The organism is Pseudotenacibaculum haliotis (assembly GCF_042684245.1).
In the GTDB taxonomy this organism is placed as follows: domain Bacteria; phylum Bacteroidota; class Bacteroidia; order Flavobacteriales; family Flavobacteriaceae; genus Polaribacter; species Polaribacter haliotis_A.
On the sequence record NZ_JBHULH010000011.1, the window covers coordinates 152,728 to 173,481 of the forward strand.

At 40.3% G+C, this 20,754-nt stretch carries 6 protein-coding genes; 1 reads left to right on the forward strand and 5 read right to left on the reverse strand.

Going from position 1 to position 20,754, the window contains the following annotated elements; genetic code table 11:
• Window positions 1-6 precede the first annotated feature (6 nt).
• The 5 genes from ACFSRZ_RS14380 to ACFSRZ_RS14400 form a co-directional block, all read right to left on the reverse strand.
• Complete coding sequence (locus ACFSRZ_RS14380) at window positions 7-4,338, reverse strand: hypothetical protein (RefSeq protein ID WP_379667265.1); 4,332 nt, start codon at window positions 4,336-4,338, stop codon at window positions 7-9.
• A gap of 11 nt (window positions 4,339-4,349) precedes the next feature.
• Window positions 4,350-5,084, reverse strand: a complete 735-nt coding sequence (locus tag ACFSRZ_RS14385; protein ID WP_379667266.1) for a hypothetical protein — start codon at window positions 5,082-5,084, stop codon at window positions 4,350-4,352.
• 176 nt (window positions 5,085-5,260) lie between these two features.
• Window positions 5,261-6,694, reverse strand: coding sequence for a hypothetical protein (locus ACFSRZ_RS14390; RefSeq protein WP_379667267.1), 1,434 nt, complete (start codon window positions 6,692-6,694; stop codon window positions 5,261-5,263).
• Between the two features lie 2 nt (window positions 6,695-6,696).
• Entirely contained in the window at window positions 6,697-11,049 is a 4,353-nt protein-coding gene (locus ACFSRZ_RS14395) for a DUF6603 domain-containing protein (protein WP_379667268.1), read from the reverse strand.
• A complete protein-coding gene (locus tag ACFSRZ_RS14400; RefSeq protein WP_379667269.1) occupies window positions 11,046-12,038 on the reverse strand; it encodes a hypothetical protein in 993 nt (330 codons plus the stop codon). The genes ACFSRZ_RS14395 and ACFSRZ_RS14400 overlap by 4 nt, the downstream gene beginning before the upstream one ends.
• A 660-nt stretch (window positions 12,039-12,698) precedes the next feature.
• On the opposite strand from ACFSRZ_RS14400, the gene ACFSRZ_RS14405 reads away from it, so the two are divergent.
• The coding region (locus tag ACFSRZ_RS14405; RefSeq protein ID WP_379667270.1) for a beta strand repeat-containing protein at window positions 12,699-20,754 on the forward strand (8,056 nt) is incomplete at its 3' end.

The window sequence follows — 20,754 nt, forward strand, 5'->3', positions numbered from 1 at the left end:
TGATGATTATTCTGATTGTTTAGGTTTTAAGTTTAGCCACCCTTCTTGTAAACTTTGTTTTGAATAACCCCATTGAGGAGATTCTCCAACCTTTTGAGCCTTCATTTTAGTGATCGGTTGAGCCTGATCGTCGCCAAGTAAGTTCGGGGTCTTTTCGAGAATCCACTCCCATTCATAACCTGATTCTTTGGGGATCGGAATGTTAAAATGATGGGCTCCTCTCAAAATGGGTCGGGTGGTAAAGCTTACTGAAATTTTATTCAAGGCTTCTTTATAAAAATTTGCCGGAAGTTTTAATTTTTTCACAGGAAGAATTCCTGTAGTCGCATGGATATATCCTCTTGGGTCTGCAATAACGGTTACATAAGAGTTTCCTTTATTAAGACTGAGGGGTAACATAGTATCCAAAGTTGGTTTTAAAACCTTGGAGTCTTGGGTCTTGATAGCTGCTGGCGATAAGAAGTTGGCATTTGAATAAGGGTCAGAGGAACTGCCTTCTATCAAATATCCAACAACACCGTCATCGTAATGTGCAATATTTCCTAATTGAACAGGAACGTTTACCTCAGACAAATTCGAAGAACTGTACTCCATGCGATCCGTATACTTGTAACGATCTTTAGACACATCCTCGCAAAAAGCGCTTGTTGTGTGTAAAGCACTCTGATCTAGAGGAAGGAGTCCTCCTTGAGATTCCAATCCAATTTCTGCTCGGGTAATCGCCAAAGGCCTTCCCATAAGTACTGAAAGGGCTTGACTCTCTTGGTAATCTTTAGGAATATTGGTGTCTTCAGATTTTTGAATACTTGCCATCAAGTCCTTAAAAAATTGAATGTCGACCCCTTGGTCTTTCACATAGTGCATTAAAAAGGCCAAATGAGCATTGATTCCTTGGGCAGGTTGTCCCTTTTGACCTATGTCATCACTTAGAGTGTTGTTCGATGGATTTCCTGGCCATGTATAGTACTTGAGTGAATCATTACCGTCAATACGAAAAGATCCAATACCAGAACCATTTGCATTGTAAAAAACAAGACTGTTATCCAAATGGTTGGGTACAATCCAACCATTGATGGGGTTGCTTATAGGTTCTTTTGCCATTTCCACCAAGTTATCTTGCGCAGAAATCCATTTAAACCACAGACGAGAAGGTGATAATATCCGCGGAGGTAAATAGACTTGTCCATCATGTGTAGTATCTCCGTCTATTGGCGATATAGGAAAAGAAGGATGAAAACTACTTCCACCATTTTTACTGAGGTTGATTTCCACGATCTGCCCAAAGACATCTACAATCTGTACGCTAGTCAATTGCGTAAAACCAGCTCTCAAAGGATTAAAACCGCCTGATGGACCATTGGAAATTGGAGCCAATCGATTGAATTGATGAGCGTACCAATTGTCTGCAGAGCTCTCAATTTCGTGCTTAAAAAAACCGGTTACTTGATCGTTACCATTATGATCTCTTAAATTGTCGACTTTGATTCCTGCTACCGGTTTGGTCAGAATCTGCTGATCATTAAAAGAAGACATTCTCTGAGAGATGATTTTTTTATCAGTCAATTCAGTGATCATCTTGGTTAGTTTCTTGTGATCCAGATCAGTAGGGTTTTTGTCATTATAATCTTGAATCTCTTTGATAATTTTGAGAGCAGCATTGGGACTAAGGGTAGCTGAGTAGCTATAACTCTGAGGAATAGAAACTGAAAAATCTTTGGGTTTTCCAGCTGTCATTAGGTATTGATAGTCTGTTTGATCAGAGTCAAAATCAAAATAATCTTTAATATTGTCTTTGTTATAACCTGCTTGATTTACTGTTACTTTTCCTTTTTTAGTTACAGTTGAACTTGGAGTGTTCTTTACCAAAGGATAAAAATCCATTCCCCAGATAATGAATAAGGGAATAAAGGGGTCTACTCTGTTAGGTTCATCATTAATCAATTGCTTCTGTAAACTTTGAGCATTCCAAGCGTAAGGGCTCATCACATAACCACCATGAGTACTGGTATTGGTAAATTGGAATTGAATTGAATCTCCTGATGTTGGTACTTCTACGGTAGGGTTTTTTAAAGAATTTCCTTCTTGAGTTATTTGCTCATAAAGCCCCTTTTGGCTTGGTTTCGCTATAGCTGCTGCTCCTTGAAAATCTAGAGGGCTTAACCCTCCCTGCGCCGTCATCAAATCCAATATAAATTGATCTGCATCCGATATGGTAAAAGCATTGGCACCTTGTTCTGGTACCAGTCCGGTCATGGCAGAGGATGCCAACGTTGGACACAAAAGATACATTTCATTGATTAGATCCTGTACTTCACTTGGCATTCCGTTCTTAGTTGAAAATTGTGGAATGCCAGGAGAGGCATTGATCTGAGTTGCTTTGATTGTTCCTGATTTTGAACCTTGTGTGATATTAATTTGGGTAAGGATTTCATTCGAGAAACGTACGAAAGCTCCACCACCCAATGGTTTTCTTTGATTGGGATTCAAAGCTTCTGTTTCCAATAAAAGAACGGGATCAGAAGGTGTATGAAAACGATCCAAAGCTTCTGTATGAAGGTGTAAATTCGCATTGCTTTCAATAGCATTGTATAAATTTTGGAAAGCGTTTTTAACATCCAATGCTTTGGTGCCATTAGCCGGTGTATTGGTTATGCTAATAACATTGCCGCTTTTGGAGTCTGTCTTATAGTCCAATTCACCTAGCGTATTTTTAGCATAATTAGCAACGTCTAAAATTTCGGCTTGTTGACCAAATAGAAAAGGATTGAGCCCTACATTGTTTTGGTTAAGATGTAGCTTCGGGTAAGGATTTGAATGAGTTGTGTTATAGTTGCGATAGCTGTACAATTTGATGTATCGGAACCAATCCATAAATAGTTGTTTTCTCTTTAGATACAATCCAAATCGACTTTGATCATAAGCCTTTTGTGCTGTATTCAATGTGTTTAATAAAGTTGCAATCGAATCATCTAGAGTTTCCGATGCATTCTTTTGAGTATTGTTTATCTTCCATACCAAGCCGCCATCATGATGATTAAAAGCATCACTATGCAATTTTTCCTCTAAGGAAATCAGAGTATCAGGATTGTTTTCTAAGTCTTTTAACATTCCCAATTGCAAAGCATCGAGCATCAGTTCATTCTTCTTCTGATCCGCAGTAGTTTGCCCAGTCTTTTTAGACCCTCTTAATAATGCAGACATGGCCTCTACTGTTGTATTCCCCATTGAGATGTTCCCCGTAGTTTCAATCGCTGCGTTACCATTTTGCCCAAGAAAAGGAGTGCTTTCATCAGACATTTGATCCCAAACAATTTCTTGCATGATTCCAGAGCAAATACTCTTAGTCGGAATTTCTATGGAGTCGATTTTCTTTGAGGGTTTTAATGAATACTGAATTGCTTCTTTATTGTATGACCAATCAGTTTCACGTTTCATCATTTGATTAAAGAAATCCGCTGGAGTTTCAACCACTTGAACACCTTTTGATTTACAGGAATCTACATAATCATTGTACTGAGTTATGATTTCTTCTTTGAATTTGTTCACGGGATCCTTGAGTTTTTTCAAAGGATTCTTGCTAGGACTATCTACCCATCCAATGACACTGTAGCTCACCTTAAACTTTGTTGCAGAGCCACTCATGATGTTACTATGAAGAGTAGATTGGTCTGAAAAGTTGTCATGAAACCCAAAAACACTGGAGCATTCGGGATAATAGGAGCTAAAGTAGGACCCAACAAAACCAATAGAATCCAAATATTGTTGATCATAAGAAGATAAATATTTGCTTTCGTCAGGAGTCTCTGTTATCCAATCATCATATTTCACAGTACGTCCCATATACATGAAGGGTTGTTTGGAATCACCAGACTGAGGTTTTAATGGCACAGCAATCGACCTACGCCCATTGGTAGAAGATTCGCTAGATATATAATCGCTTTCAACCACCCAAGACATTGGAGTTTTGGCAACGTATTTATACGATTGATCTGCTTGTTTCTCACAAACGCTCAAAAATCGCGTGACCAACCAACGATTGTGTACTTGAGGGAATTCAATTTTTGCTTTCTTGTGATGTTGTTTTCCTTTTTTGAAGTAGTCCGGAAGGTCCCAATGCAAATGAATACCTTCTTGAAGCGATTGGACACCATCGCCACCACCACCTAGAAGGGGATTATAAATTGAATCACCGGTACTTGATAACTTATTAGATTCTCCTTTATAATAGGGTAGATCCTGAAATAAGGCAGTTTGACCACAGAAATTTGAAGTAATATTTTCTGTATCGTCTAGGCTGACTCTAAGTGCTTGTATGTTTAATGGAACAATTACATTCATGTTAATTCATTTTAAGAGTTGAAAGTAAAACTTACGGTACCTACACCTTCGGTCATCACAAATCCCATCTCCGCGGAATTGATAGCTACATTATTTTCATGCGAAGAGATTGTAGAAGCCAATGTGCTCATATTGATGACTCTCTGTGCTTTCGCATTCTTACGGAAAGCACTGCCAATCGGAACAGATGTTGGATTTTCATTCGGAATGCTAACACTATTTCCTGAGACAGTAAATGACTTTACACTTTTTGAGGCAGTCACGGTATTGTTACTTTTATCGTAGGAATAGTCGTCAATTCCAAGATGCAACACCTCAGGCGCTTCGTGTAAATCAATTTGTACTGCCTCACCTTGAATCAAACAGATCATAACATCTGAACTTCCTAATTGCTCGTATCTCAGAATAGGTAGGAGCTGAGGACTTGAGTCTAAAGGTGTATGTCCTGACGGATAGGCATTAACGCCCATATTTGGATAGGCATTTACCACACTAGATCGGATCAAGAAACCTGTAACGGTTTGAACTTCTGGTGTCGTTATTTTTTTCATTTTATTGACATAGTTCTGATCCAAATAATCTGCCATGCTACCTGCAATGTTTTGTGTCAAAGCAGCATCACGTGACATGCCCATACTTGTAGCCTCATTGGTCAGGTTTCTACCTAAGCTAAAAGCTCCGTCAATTAATGCTTGTTGCCAATTCGGATCAACATAAAAGAATTTGATGGACTCTGGTGGTAACATACTCTCATCAGGAACCAAATAGTTAAAAGGTACCCCCTTGAGTAGCGAAAGTTTCGCCAACCATGAGCTAATGCTTTCTGGTATTTCGGCCCCATCCAAAGCTTGGATAAACGTTTCTGGCTTTTGAACAGCAGATTGCACTGCGTCTTGTAGTACTTTTTTAGAAAATCCTTTTTTCATGAGGCGTCGGTTAAGAGTTGTACAATGCTATTGATGGCCTTGGTTTGAAGACTACTCGTACTGGCATCGAAAGGTTTAGTAGTTTGTGTTGGCATTTCATCAATCATACCTTCGATCAATAGTTTTTCAATATTGTTAATTATATCACGCGAGATCCCTTTTTTCCAATTGTAAAGCTCCGTTGAGAACGATTTATTCTGCAGAGCCATTAAGCGACCTAATTCCCAAGCAGCGGCATAAGAAGCATCAAATAATCCTGTAGTAGGATCAAAAACTAAGGCACTATCCGAAGAAGAAAAAGGCAGCTTAAAATTCTTGGGGTTCACTTCATAGGGAGTGAAAGGTCCTCGATACCATGAGACTGTTTTTTCTCCAGTTCTCAAGGTCTCATTCATGGGCGTATATCCCATTTTAAGAGCGTTGTCCAACAATGTACCTGAATTATCGTAAGGCAAGGTCAGATTAGGCTTCAGAGGTTGAGAAGTTTTGGCGTCGTTTAAAGCTTCAAGTGTGGCATCAAATTTTACAGGATTTTCTTTGTTAAAAAAGCTCCAGGATTTCAACACAGCTAAACGCATGGAATCCCCTGTCGGAATAGCTGTGGTAGGTGCATCATCATCATTACCCGGTAAATAATCTTGAAGTCCTTCTAGAGACACTAAGTACGCAGTAGATTTGGTCACCTCTTCGCTGGGTAATCGATTTCCGAATACAACAGAATACGATCCTAAATCCGGATCCTTGGAAACATTGCTGTCTCCTGGATCGGTGGCTACACTTCTTCCATGTGCCATCAGTTGTAGATCAGCCATACTAGGTGCCAGTTGCACAAAAAGCTCCCCGGGAATGTCTATATATTGAATCTTGTCAGTGGTTGATTCTCCTACATCCAATGAGTTTGTAGGGGTATCACCAGTTGTAAAATAAGAACAGAAAGTATCACCTACCGCAGGAAATAAATCTTGAACAGTTCCATTTTTCGGTGTGAGTTCTAAACCGGGAAAGTTGTTTTTATCGTTTTCATCCAATAGCAGTACCCAAAGCCAAGTAGCTACATCTGTGCTATCATTATCCACATATTTCATGGTTCCAGATTTAGGTGTTCTAATCCAAGGAAACTTTGTCTTGGAAAAAACCACCTGAGGTAGCACCTTGTTAAACTGTCCTGAATTTTGTGGGAAAATCGAGTGAATGGTATTCGCAGGTTGCGAGATGAAGAATCGATCTCCTTTCACAGCATAATACTCCGTTGCTGTATAGGTTCTTGGTAGCGCGTCTCCTTGTGTTGCAGTATCGCCATCCGTAGCTTCCTGAATGGTTTGAGTCAATTCTAGTTTGTATTTACCAGCATCCAATCCCGGTAAATGGTTTTGACAGAAAGTAACATTTTCGTCAAGAATATAATTCGATGTTCGTGGATTTGTGCTCATAATTATGCTCCTAAGATTTGTACTTGAGGCCAATCATACATTGCTGTACCGGCCATTTGTGTTAAAGAGAGGTCTGCAGGGAATTCACTAGGGAATTTCGACTGTAACTCTGTCAAGACGCTGCTTTGTTGATCTTTCACCCATTTACTGGTAAGGCAACTTAGTTTGAAATTCGAGTTCTGAAAGGGCGAACCTTTTACTGATACATCTGACTTGGTAACGGTGATTGCCAAAGAGATGTCAGTTGCTATATCGGTTTCTGTAATAGTAACTTTATAGGTAGAATCCGCAGCTGCAGCTGTGTAAGAGACAGGGAAGATATTCCCTTCTTGAAAGATCAGATCTAATAGAGGTACTTCTCTTACATTAAACGGATCGTTTTTATAGGGAGTGATGATGAATCCTTCTAAGGTATTCGCCACCATTTGATTTTTTGGATCATCTTTCTTTTTTGGGTCGCCATACAGTGCATAACTCGAATTTGTATAAACAGGAGTAATACTCACTCGAGTCACTTGAGTATTATTATCTATGTCTACCAAAGAAATGGCTAGCGTCGAATCTAACTTTTGAGTTTTCACAGGATTGTTGTAAATATCCGTATGCCATGGTTTTTGCCCTTTGAATGATTTGACTTCAGGATTATTATTTTTACTGTAGTCTGTGGTACTTGCATTGTTAAGAACCGTATATGTACCAGTGTCGGAAGCCCAAGTAGCTCCGTTTGCTGGGAATTTCACGCCTGTGTCAATTACAAAGTCATTAGGGTCCAGGACAGTACCTGTCTTATTGGTGCCCATAGACACACCTTTTTGCAGTTGTCCATGCGATACGGTGGCTTCAATATTTTTACTATTTGACGATGGATCTTCAACTTCTACCAAGAAGGCTGTTGTATGGTGAGTGGTGTTTGATTGTCCGGAAGGAAGGAATTTGGTTTCAAATTCAGACCAACTGAGTGGAATGGTAGTTGTTTGTTTTTCGCCAAAATGAATGGTAAAACTGACCACATCTAAATTCACATGAGCTTCCCCTCCGAAAGGTGGTCCCCATACAATAGCATCAGCACCAATAGAAGCATGCACCGTAAATAATGCCAAATCTACCGACACTCCAACATTCACATAAGCATGAGCGGTATAGGATAGTGGTGCCCATTTCACATAGAAATCGATTCCTTCAGAATACCAAGCTTTGACATTGGCGAAAGAGAAAGAAGCTGTATATCGTAAACCAGCCATAAAAGCACCTGGAGTAATGGCTAAGTAGGCACTACCTTCGGCTTTGAATGGTCCCATACTAAAACTAATATCTAAAGGAGCTACTTTCGGATAATAGCTTGGAATTGTAAATTGTGGATAGTATCCTCCAACGGTGAAGACAAAATCACCTTTGTACTGTCCGGCATACCATATGTAAAAGGCAAACCCTCCGTTCAGTTGAATTTCAGAGCTCATCAAGTAGGATTGGGGCGATACCACACCAATCATAGGCAATACATTCGAGGCCGGATTAAAGTTAACGGACATATCCAACTCTATGAGCCCAATAGGATTTTTATCATTTGTTGGTAGTTTCATACTTACCGATCCCAAAATTCCAATATCCGTTTCTACGCCATAAGAAACCGTAACCAAAGCAAAACCTTTGATCATATTATAGGAGATGACTTTTACACCTGCGGCAAACCAGTTTTCACCATCTTTCTGTTCAAGAACAGCAGGTGAACCATTTGCTTGTGGTTTTGTGAGATTTGTGATGGCGGCCATGCCATCGGAATCACTCGGAGCATAATCAGGTAACAGCCCATAGGTTCCTAAGTCCTTTATGGTGGGTGGATTCAATTGATAATTCAATCCCATTCCGAAGGTAATTCCTGTGACAAAGAGCGAAGGTGAACCTCCCAGGTCTGCATTCAAATTGGCATAAATAAAGAAGGAGGCATCAGTCTTTGTTGATTTAGGAATATAGCCTCCCACAGCCGATAATCCAAATTTTGAAAATTGAGCAATCACCTCACCTAAGTATTCCGGATCTCCCAGTGAATCTGTAGATTTTAAAAATTGACCTGTAATTTGAACGGTATCACTTTGATAGCTAACACCCAATCCATCAATGGAAAAGCCTACATCTAATTTTTCCTGTAAAAGTTCTGCTATTGAGATATCTATACACAATCCATCTAGATCTAGTTCAATACCACTCTTTGATAAGACAATATCTGGATAAATCGAAAGTGATTCACCACTTGGCAATAACCCAAGCTTTTTAAAGGTGATAGGACCAATGGTTCTAGAGAAGTTGATCCATTGAATATTCTGAGAAGGCGGATTGGATTTGTCTTTGATTGCGGTAAGAGTAGTAAACTCTTCAGTTTGATTCAGACCCTCTTTAGATGACTTATATACATATAAAGGTACTATAACTGCTGGCTCTGCTTGTCCGTCAAGTTCCGCGGTTAGTGATAGACTTACTCCGGGAAGTAAGGTAGGATAATCAGCTGTAAACTTATCTACGCTTTTGGATGTTATATAGAGACCTATATCTTTTAAGATTACTAAATTGCTGAGGTCTGAACCAACCACCGGGAATTTACTTCCTAAATCAATATTTCCTGCACTAACATCTATATTAAAATAGAATTCCCATGCATCTGTGACAGTATTTTTGATTGCTTTAAAAGTAGCATCTCCATAGTTCGTTGTAGCTGTGAAATTGATGCTTTTTTTGGTGAAATCATAAGTCAAGCTAACTGACTCTAAGGCAAGGTCAAGTCCAGCTGGCAAGGTTGGAAGCGTAAACCCAAAAGTAGAGGCAATGTCAGATAAAGTAATAGGGTCTTCTGTATCACTCCAGGTTGCCGTAAAGCTCAAATCATCAGTTTCTTTACTGAAAGTAACATCAAATTCAGCACTTCCAATAGTGAGTTTACCAGTAGCAGTTTCAGAATAAGTACCACCATTATTTGTAATGGATATCTTGGCATCCAACTCAATTTGTTGTCCGGATACTTCGAAGGATAAGTCGAAATAGCAATAAATGTTAGTTGTATCTCCTGTAGCAAACCCAACTTTTACATTAGATAGCTCAAAACTGTTCAGTACATTTGGGAGGTTGATGCTGAACTTGTTATTGATGTCTTTTATAACGTTGCTAATGTCTATAACACTACCTGGAGCTGTACTTCCAAAGAAACTCCATCCGGATTCACTACCCGATGGAGGCATTTGTGCATAGAGGTCAACCTCAACATTGCTTTGTGAACCTAGTAAAAATGAGCCAGAGATTTGCCCTCCGTATTGCCTTTCAGTAGCCTTGAGTGGATTGTCTACCCAAACTCCGGCCATCACATTTTTTAATGTAATTTTATTTTCAATAAAAGACCAATCTGTTTTAACGTCGATCCCAAATGAAAAGGACTGTAAGGCAGCTGTAGGTTCTACTGTGCCTAATAACCGTAAATTGGTCAAATAAATATCATTCAGGAAAGAACTACCTGAGCCTCCATTATTATTTTTGGGCCAAGGGATGCTTGGAGTAAAGTTGATTAAACTAAAAACATCTGCCAAACTATTGGAAAGTGTCAAAGACTCATCTTTGGCTTCAATTAATACAGTACTGTCTATATTAGAATAGGTCCCATCAATATTTAAGGTGGTTCCGGAAACAGGAATTGTTGACTTGAATTGAATAGTTTGATAACAAGGTGATGAACCTTGATCTAACTTATTGGATGCTATGAAAGTTGAAATACCAGCGTATGTCTTGGGTAAACTAAAAGAGGAACCAAAAATAGAGGCTATAGGGCTAGCTAACCATAAGTTTAATATGGGCTGATCTGCCCCTCCAGACATACTCCCTGAAATTTTCACGGAACCCGGTAACAATTCAGACAAAGGACTTGATAATCCGCTAGAAATAGTTCCGGAAAAATTTAATCCTTGAACCAAATTTATGGGAGATGTAGTGGTATAGGATTGTAAAATTAGCTTAGCATCGCTAAATACAAAATTATTGAGATAACCACCTGTAATAGAAGGCGCATATTGAGAAAAGCTCCAATTAGTAGGTAAGGTGATTGTGAGTTTGAACTTTGGATTTGACTCAGTATCCAAACTGAATACGATGGAAGCAGTTGTATATGGAATTGAGTATAAAGTAATACCTCCTGTAATGGTGATTTCTGAATCAGTTGAGTTCAGAGAAGTGCTAGTTAAAACCAGAGACTTACTAGACGGGAAATAAGTGTCTATAACACTTTGAATACTTGTAGCCCCCAATTTATCCGCTGCAAGTGTGAATGTTCCTCCTGAATTACAGGATTCAAGGGTACTTTTTAAGTCTGAAAATTTCATAGTTTGTTAAGGTTTACTATTGCTGTATCTAAGGCTGTAATAGTTGCAGCAGGCATTGAACTTTTTTTACTATCACTTGAATCAAAACTTCCAGAGACATAAGAAACTTGTTCCATATTAGGTATGGCAGTAGCTGCTTGTCCCATTCTAGAGTTTGCAGCTGGAGCAGCTCCAGATTGTTCTTCAAAAAATATGGTAGGAACTCCAATAAAAGCGGTACCATCCATAGCTCCACTCATCATACCAACTTGCATCTTAACCTCATATTTGCGAAAAAGCACGAAGAAGAACATCAACTGAGCTACGAATGAAAAGTCTTCTTGTTCAGACTCCCCTTGACCCGATATTTCCTTGAACTTAGTATCGTTAAGAAAACCGCGCAAATCGATAAATGATACTCCAGAAGGTTCTGGAGGTAAATCCATTGAGTCTCCAACAAAAATAATTTCTTGAATATTGGCATTGGTTTTTAAACTCGTCGCAATTTGTCCTACGAGTTCTTTTGTTATATTTCGATTTTGTCCTACTTTATTCCTAATTCTGATGATTGCTCGTTTACTTTGCGTCTTTAAATTGTCATCTTGAGTTTTAATGAAGTTGGTCAGTTTTTTAGACATCTCTTTGGCAGCATCATCGGCAGCTTCGCCTTGATAGTTGTTCAAACACTCTATTAAAAAACACTTACGAACTATGTTGCCAGCAGCTGTGGGGCTATTTGCAAAAGCAGGGGCAATGATATCTTCTGTGCATTCATTTTTTGCAAGACCATTATTATTTACTCCATTACCGTCTCGAGGATAAGATGGCGAGTAGAGAACAGAATTCAAAAAATTTAATTGCGCATTAGTCATTGGATAATCACTATCAGATTTATAGGATAAATGATATTTCTGGCACATATTAGATTTTGGAGCCAAAATCATTGCTGCGCCAATGTGATAGGTTTCTCCAAATTCTAGGCTCGAAAGATCTACTTTAGTAACTGGCATTATAAATCATTTGTATTAGGTTTAACATTTAAAAAGTTTTCTGTACTGAATAATTAAATTCGTCTCTAAAGAGCCTTTGTTAACAGAAAATGATCCTAGCGAAGCATATTTTTGAGATACAAAGCCATTAAGGTTGCAGCTTTTTTTAGACTGAGCTGAAATCATAAACTTTAAAATTTTATTCTGAAGTTGTGGAGGGGACAAAGACAGAAGTGTAAATATTACTTTATTGACTTTTTAAAGTTAGAAGTCTTTGTTTTTAGAAAAGCAGGTATAAATACCTGATTTTCATTTTGGTGTAAAATTCGGGGCGGGTAGTTTAAGGTTTAACAAACTCTTTAGTCATAGAAAAACAGTTCTATTTTAGAGCTAATTAGCAATTTGTACTGAGCTTGACGAAGTGAGAGAGCTATAAAGTTTTGCTTGTAAAACGTTCCATACTCGGAACAAACGGATTTACCTGCCAAAGGAAGGTGACGCGAGTAAATTTAATTTTAGTTTAAGGAAAGACCAAGTATTTTTTAGAGTAGTTTCTTTAAAGTTTATAATTAGGTAAATATACCTGATTTAAAACTCAAATAATTGATTTTTAGTTGATAGATGGTTTTTGAAAGTTTATTTTACTATTTTTAATAAGTCTAAACTAACTAAAAGCAAAATATGAAGATTCTCCTCAGGGCTATCATAACGATAGCTGCATCTTTATTGTTTGTTAGTATATCTTATTCGCAAACTGCTGGACTTATTTATGAAGGTTCAACAGCGGGAAGTCCCTTAGACCCTAACGCAGATGGATATACATCGCAAACAAGTAGCGGATTTCCCGCAAATCAATTACCCACAGATATTTTTGATATACTTTTTAGTGAAATCCCTTATGTGGCAATTCCTAAAGTGCAAACAGAACCAGACTCCGATTTGGGGCCAGGGCCAGACTGTTTTTATACCGATATGGTGCCAGCAGCAGATGGAGAATCTACCTATTACTATAATGATGGGACCAATATGTTGTTTCGATTCCGTTTGGGAGGAACAGCACCCAATTCCAAGGGATATTCAGTTTTGATTGATACCGATCAGAAGTTTGGGTTTGAAGGACCCAACAGAGATCCTAACGCTGTTGTTGGTAACCCGGGATTTGAGATAGAAATCATTTTAAGAACAAATTTTGGGGTGAGTGTATACAATATTGATGGTCTTGCTGATGGAGGTACAGAAATAGGAACTTTTAATGATAGACCTTATGAAACATTTGCTCAAAAATCATTAGCACTAACTACAAATTGTGATGACCCAGATTATTTCTACGATTTCTATGTGCCATTTGCAGATTTAACTTCTCTTGGAGGAGGAGTAACTCTTACCAGTAGCACCAAGGTTAGAATGGTAACTTTAACAGTAATCAATCCTAATGCAGCTGTTGGGAATAATGGGATTTCAGATTTAGGAGGAATAGATGATACTACCGGAGGTTTAGATGATTTAACTGAAGAAATAATAGATAATCAAACTCCAACAGACGGAACAACAAGCGATCCACCATTACCTAGAGCAGACTGTCCAACAGTTGATGCTATTGTAAATGGAGCCACTTCGGTAAGCGGAACTTCTACCGAGGTAGATGGTACAATCATTGAAGTGTTTAAAAATGACGTTTCTATTGGGACAACCACAGTGAGTGGAGGAACATGGACACTCTCTCCCATTGCACCAAGTTTGGTTACAGATGATGTGATCAAAGCAACGGCAACAGTGCCTGAATCTGCAGGAACAGAGAAAGGAACATCTATAGACAATTGTGATATAGAAACTGTAACAGCAGTAGCCTGTACACAATCAGATACTCCGGTGATTACAACCATAGGTTCTAATAGTGGTAGAAACATTACAGGAACTACTACAGAGCCTGTAGGAAATACCATAAGAGTATATTTATATGATGCTAACGGAGCAGTAGCATCAATGGGCTCTGTAAGTATGCCGCAAGATGTTGTCGTAGACGTAGGAGGAACCTGGGAAATTGGTCCTAGTTCTGGAGGATATAAAGTTCCATCCGGGTATTATTCTGTTTCTATCGAGAACATAACAGCAGGAGAGTGTGAATCAGACAGAACAGCGCCACCTTTTGCTTACTGTAGAACAGGAGGAGGTGGAGATGCACTTTCTACAACGATAAGCATCACTTCACCAACAACTTTGTTAACATCTTCATCTACATTATCAGGAACTTTTGGAGCAAGTACTTCTGCAGATGTTGAAGTCTATAAAAATAATGTAGCCACAGGATTAACTACATCAGTAGTGAGCTCAACAACATGGTCTATAGATATTTCTAGCTTAAATTTAACTGTAGGTGATGTGTTATATGTAACTAGTTCAGATACAGGAACTCCTTGTGTAGCAGAGTCATCTACTTTAACTGTTGTAGGGAAATCTTTAGAACCTGTTGTTACAGGAAGTTATTGTGTATCAGGAACAGTTTCCGAAGTGTCAGGAACATCAAGTGAAATAGGAGCTACCATTACCGTTTATTCTAAAGCAACCTCAGGAGTAACCACTTCAGATACTAATGAAGGAACTACAACTGTTGCAGCTAATGGTTCTTGGACTTTATCAGGATTGAGTATTGCTTCAGGAAGATATATTGCTGCCACAGCCAAAAACGGCTCAGAGTTGGAGAGTGATATTTCGAATGAAATCCTAATACAAACAAAAACAGCCATAGGCACCTTAACAATAACAACTCCTACCATTACAGAAGGAGATGCTAGTGTTTCTGGAACCAGTAGTTTTGCAGACGGCACCGTGATTCAACTTTATTTGGATGGAGATTTTGTTTCAGGAGCAACGACAACAATTTCTTCAGGAGATGGATCATGGACAATCAGTAGTCTAGATGCAGCAACCAATCCAGATGGATTTGATGTTTTATATACAGGAGCCACCGTTTCTGTTACAGCAACCGAAGCAGGAGGAAGTTGTGAAAGTGATCAATCTTCAAGTAAGACTGTTGTTTGTGATCCACCATCAGCTTTTACAATTTCGTCATTATCATCTTCTACAGCTTGTGAAGATAGTACCATTAGTTTAACAATTGATGCTACAGAAACCGGAGTTATTTATCAGGTATATGATCAGGACGGAAATACTATTGGACCTTCAAAAGTAGGAACAGGAGCTTCAATGTCTATTAGTACTGATGGATTAGGAACTTCTGTCACTTCGGTAGAAGTAAGGGCTTTTAAAATTGGAGTTACTTGTTCAACGGTAACCTCAACAAATACCTTAGGTCCGATAACTGTAAACCCAGCACCATCCATAACCTTAGGAGCAAACCCTTCAGCATCATTTAGTGCAGGAGCTCAAACGGTGAACCTTACTTATTCTGCTACCACGGGATCTTCTTTAGAATACAAAATAGATTATGATGATGTAGCTTTTACAGATGTTACTTATACAACTTTACCAGCATCACCAATTGTTCTTGATGTGCCTGCTGGATTAGCGGCAGGATCTTACTCAGCTACTTTTACTTTGAGAGAAGGAACAAATAGTTGTGAAAAAAGTTATCCAATTACCATTACGATCACAGATGGAACAACACCAACGATTACATTAACAGATACAGCTCTTGAAGCTTGTCCTGGAGACGGGAATGTAAATTTGGCTTATAGTGGAACCACAAATTCACCAGATCAATATAGTATTAACTTCGACACAGCTGCCGAAGCAGTTGGATTTAGAGATGTAACTAACGAGACACTCCCAAGTTCTCCAATATCTGTTGTAGTTTCTTCAATAGCTACAGCAGGAACTTATAATGCAGTTTTAACAGTAAGAAATTCAGGTACAGGAAAAATTAGTATAGAGTATGCTTTTTCAATCACCATTCCTGATGGAGGAACCATAGGATCCGATCAAACAATTTCTTCAGGAGATGATGTAGCTGCTTTTACAGAAGTGGCAGCCCCGGCAGGACATGTAAGTGCAATTACTTATCAATGGCAAAGAAGTACAACAAGTGCAAGCTCTGGGTTTACTAATATTGGAGGAGCTACAAGTGCTACTTATGATGAAGGAACAATTACACAAACAACATACTATAAAAGAATAGCAACCAGTACTATAAACGGAAGTAGTTGCTCTATAGAGAGTAACGTTATAACTGTTACGGTTTCAGTTGCTTTAACCACTTCAGCAGCGGGTAGTGATCAATCACAATGTAATGATGGATCATTTACTTTGGCGGGAAATACCCCTGGAGCAGGAAACACAGGAACATGGAGTGTAGTAAGCGGAACCGCTACAATTACGACCCCAAGTTCACCTACCAGTGGAGTCACAGGCGTACCAGCCGGAACCAGTGCTACTTTACGTTGGACAATTACCAATGGAATCTCAAATAGTACAGATGATGTAGTCTTGACCAATGACGAGTTAGCAACGACCTCAGCCGCGGGAAGTGATATTGACCAAGAAGCCAATGGATCTTTCACCTTAGCAGGAAACACTCCAGTTGTAGGAACAGGAATGTGGAGTGTTGTAAGTGGAACAGCCACGATCACTACACCAAGTTCCCCTGCTAGTGGAGTCACAGGAGTTCCCGTAGGAACGAGTGCCACTTTACGTTGGACCATTACCAATGGAACTTGTAGTAGTACCGATGATGTTGTGCTAACTAATGTTCAAGCAGTTACCACCTCAGCAGCAGGCACAGATCAAGCACAATGTAACGATGGGTCATTTACCTTAGCAGGAAACACGCCAGGAGCAGGGAACACAGGAACATGGAGTGTTGTAAGTGGCACCGCTACGATCACCACGCCAAGTTCACCTACCAGTGGAGTCACAGGCGTACCAGCCGGAAGCAGTGCAACTTTGAGATGGACTATTACCAATGGAATTACCAACAGTACAGATGATGTAGTCTTGACCAATGATGAGTTAGCTACGACAGCCGCAGCAGGGAGTGATATCAACCAAGTATCCAACAGTAGTTTTACACTTGCAGGAAACACTCCCGTTGTCGGAACAGGAATGTGGAGTGTTGTAAGTGGAACAGCTACAATCACCACTCCAAGCTCACCGACCAGTGGAGTCACAGGAGTTCCCGTAGGAACCAGCGCCACTTTACGCTGGACGATTACGAATGGGGCTTGTAGTAGTACAGATGATGTGGTACTAACAAATAACGCAGCAAGTTTAACCACCGCTGCAGCAGGAACAGACCAATCACAATGTAACGATGGAGCCTTTACCTTAGCAGGAAACACCCCAGGAGCAGGAAACACAGGAACATGGAGTGTAGTAAGTGGAACCGCTACAATTACGACCCCAAGTTCACCTACCAGTGGAGTCACAGGAGTTCCCGCAGGAACCAGTGCAACTTTGAGATGGACTATTACCAATGGAATTACCAACAGTACAGATGATGTAGTCTTGACCAATGATGAGTTAGCTACGACAGCCGCCGCAGGGAGTGATATCAACCAAGTATCCAATAGTAGTTTTACACTAGCAGGAAACACGCCAGTAGTAGGAACTGGAAGTTGGAGTGTAGTAAGTGGAACAGCTACAATCACCACACCAAGTTCACCGACCAGTGGAGTTACAGGAGTTCCTTTAAATACTTCAGCAACGTTGCGTTGGACGATCACCAATGGAACTTGTAGCAGTACAGATGATGTGATATTAACCAATAGTTCATCAACCTTAACCACTTCAGCAGCGGGTAGTGATCAATCACAATGTAATGATGGATCATTTACTTTGGCGGGAAATACCCCTGGAGCAGGAAACACAGGAACATGGAGTATAGTAAGTGGAACCGCTACAATTACGACCCCAAGTTCACCTACCAGTGGAGTCACAGGAGTTCCCGCAGGAACCAGTGCAACTTTGAGATGGACGATTACCAATGGAATTACCAACAGTACAGATGATGTAGTCTTGACCAATGATGAGTTAGCTACGACAGCCGCAGCAGGAAGTGATATCAACCAAGTATCCAACAGTAGTTTTACACTAGCAGGAAACACGCCAGTAGTAGGAACTGGAAGTTGGAGTGTTGTAAGTGGAACAGCTACAATCACCACACCAAGTTCACCTACCAGTGGGGTTACAGGAGTTCCTTTAAATACTTCAGCAACGTTGCGTTGGACGATCACCAATGGAACTTGTAGTAGTACAGATGATGTAGTACTAACAAATAACGCAGCAAGTTTAACCACTGCTGCAGCAGGAACAGACCAATCACAATGTAACGATGGGTCATTTGCTTTGGCGGGAAATATCCCTGGAGCAGGAAACACAGGAAGTTGGAGTGTTGTAAGTGGCACGGCTACGATCACCACGCCAAGTTCACCTACCAGTGGAGTTACAGGCGTACCAGCCGGAAGCAGTGCAACTTTGAGATGGACTATTACCAATGGAATTACCAACAGTACAGATGATGTAGTGCTGACCAATGATGAGTTAGCTACGACAGCCGCCGCAGGAAGTGATATCAACCAAGTATCCAACAGTAGTTTTACACTTGCAGGAAACACTCCCGTTGTAGGAACAGGAATGTGGAGTGTTGTAAGTGGAACAGCTACAATCACCACTCCAAGCTCACCGACCAGTGGAGTAACAGGAGTTCCCGTAGGAACCAGCGCGACTTTACGCTGGACCATTACCAATGGAACTTGTAGCAGTACAGATGATGTGATATTAACCAATAGTTCATCAACCTTAACCACTTCAGCAGCGGGTAGTGATCAATCACAATGTAATGATGGATCATTTACTTTGGCGGGAAATACCCCTGGAGCAGGAAACACAGGAACATGGAGTGTAGTAAGTGGAACCGCTACAATTACGACCCCAAGTTCACCTACCAGTGGAGTCACAGGCGTACCAGCCGGAAGCAGTGCAACTTTGAGATGGACGATTACCAATGGAATTACCAACAGTACAGATGATGTAGTCTTGACCAATGATGAGTTAGCTACGACAGCCGCAGCAGGAAGTGATATCAACCAAGTATCCAACAGTAGTTTTACACTAGCAGGAAACACGCCAGTAGTAGGAACTGGAAGTTGGAGTGTAGTAAGTGGAACCGCTACAATCACTACACCAAGTTCACCGACCAGTGGAGTAACAGGAGTTCCTTTAAATACTTCAGCAACGTTGCGTTGGACGATCACCAATGGAGCGTGTAGCAGTACCGATGATGTGGTACTAACAAACAACGCAGCAAGTTTAACCACTGCTGCAGCAGGAACAGACCAATCACAATGTAACGATGGGTCATTTACTTTGGCAGGAAATACCCCTGGAGCAGGGAATACAGGAAGTTGGAGTGTTGTAAGTGGCACGGCTACGATCACCACGCCAAGTTCACCTACCAGTGGAGTTACAGGCGTACCAGCCGGAAGCAGTGCAACTTTGAGATGGACTATTACCAATGGAATTACCAACAGTACAGATGATGTAGTACTTACCAATGACGAGTTAGCAACGACAGCCGCCGCAGGGAGTGATATCAACCAAGTATCCAACAGTAGTTTTACACTTGCAGGAAACACGCCAGTAGTAGGAACTGGAAGTTGGAGTGTTGTAAGTGGAACAGCTACAATCACCACACCAAGCTCACCGACCAGTGGCGTAACAGGAGTTCCCGTAGGAACCAGCGCGACTTTACGTTGGACCATTACCAATGGAACTTGTAGCAGTACCGATGATGTAGTACTAACTAATACTATAGCGCAAGCAGATTTAAGTATAGCGAAAACAGTTGATGATTCAACGCCTAATGTTGGTGAGAATATTGTTTTCAGTTTAACTGTTAACAACAGTGGACCTGACAATGCAACAGGAGTGGTAGTGAATGATCTATTACCTTCAGGATACACGTACGTGAGTGATAATGGAGGAGGAAACTATAATTCTGGAACCGGTGTTTGGACAATAGGCAATTTAACTAACGGAGGGAATGTTGTTTTGCAGATTACAGCCACTGTAAACGCTACAGGAACTTATGCAAACACGGCTACGGTAAGTGGTGATCAGAACGACCCTGATGGAAGTGATGACAGCGATACCAACACACCTGTACCGGTATCTCAATCAGACTTATCGATCACCAAGACAGTAGACAACTCTACACCTAATGTAGGAGACAATATCACCTTTACATTAACAGTATCAAACACAGGTCCAAGTGATGCAACAGGAGTAGTAGTAAATGATCTATTACCATCAGGATACACCTATGTGAGTGACACCCCATCGGTAGGAACCTATAACTCAGGAACCGGAGTATGGACAGTTGGAAGTTTAACCAATGGAGCAAACGCAACATTGTCAATCACAGTTAGTGTAAATGCTACAGGAAGTTATGCCAACACGGCTACGGTAAGTGGTGATCAGAACGACCCTGATGGAAGTGATGATAGCGATACCAACACACCTGTACCGGTACCTCAATCAGACTTATCGATCACCAAGACAGTAGACAACTCTACACCTAATGTAGGAGACAATATCACCTTTACATTAACAGTATCAAACACAGGTCCAAGTGATGCAACAGGAGTAGTAGTAAATGATCTATTACCATCAGGATACACCTATGTGAGTGATACTCCATCGGTAGGAACCTATAACTCAGGAACCGGAGTATGGACAGTTGGAAGTTTGACCAATGGAGCAAACGCAACATTGGCAATTACAG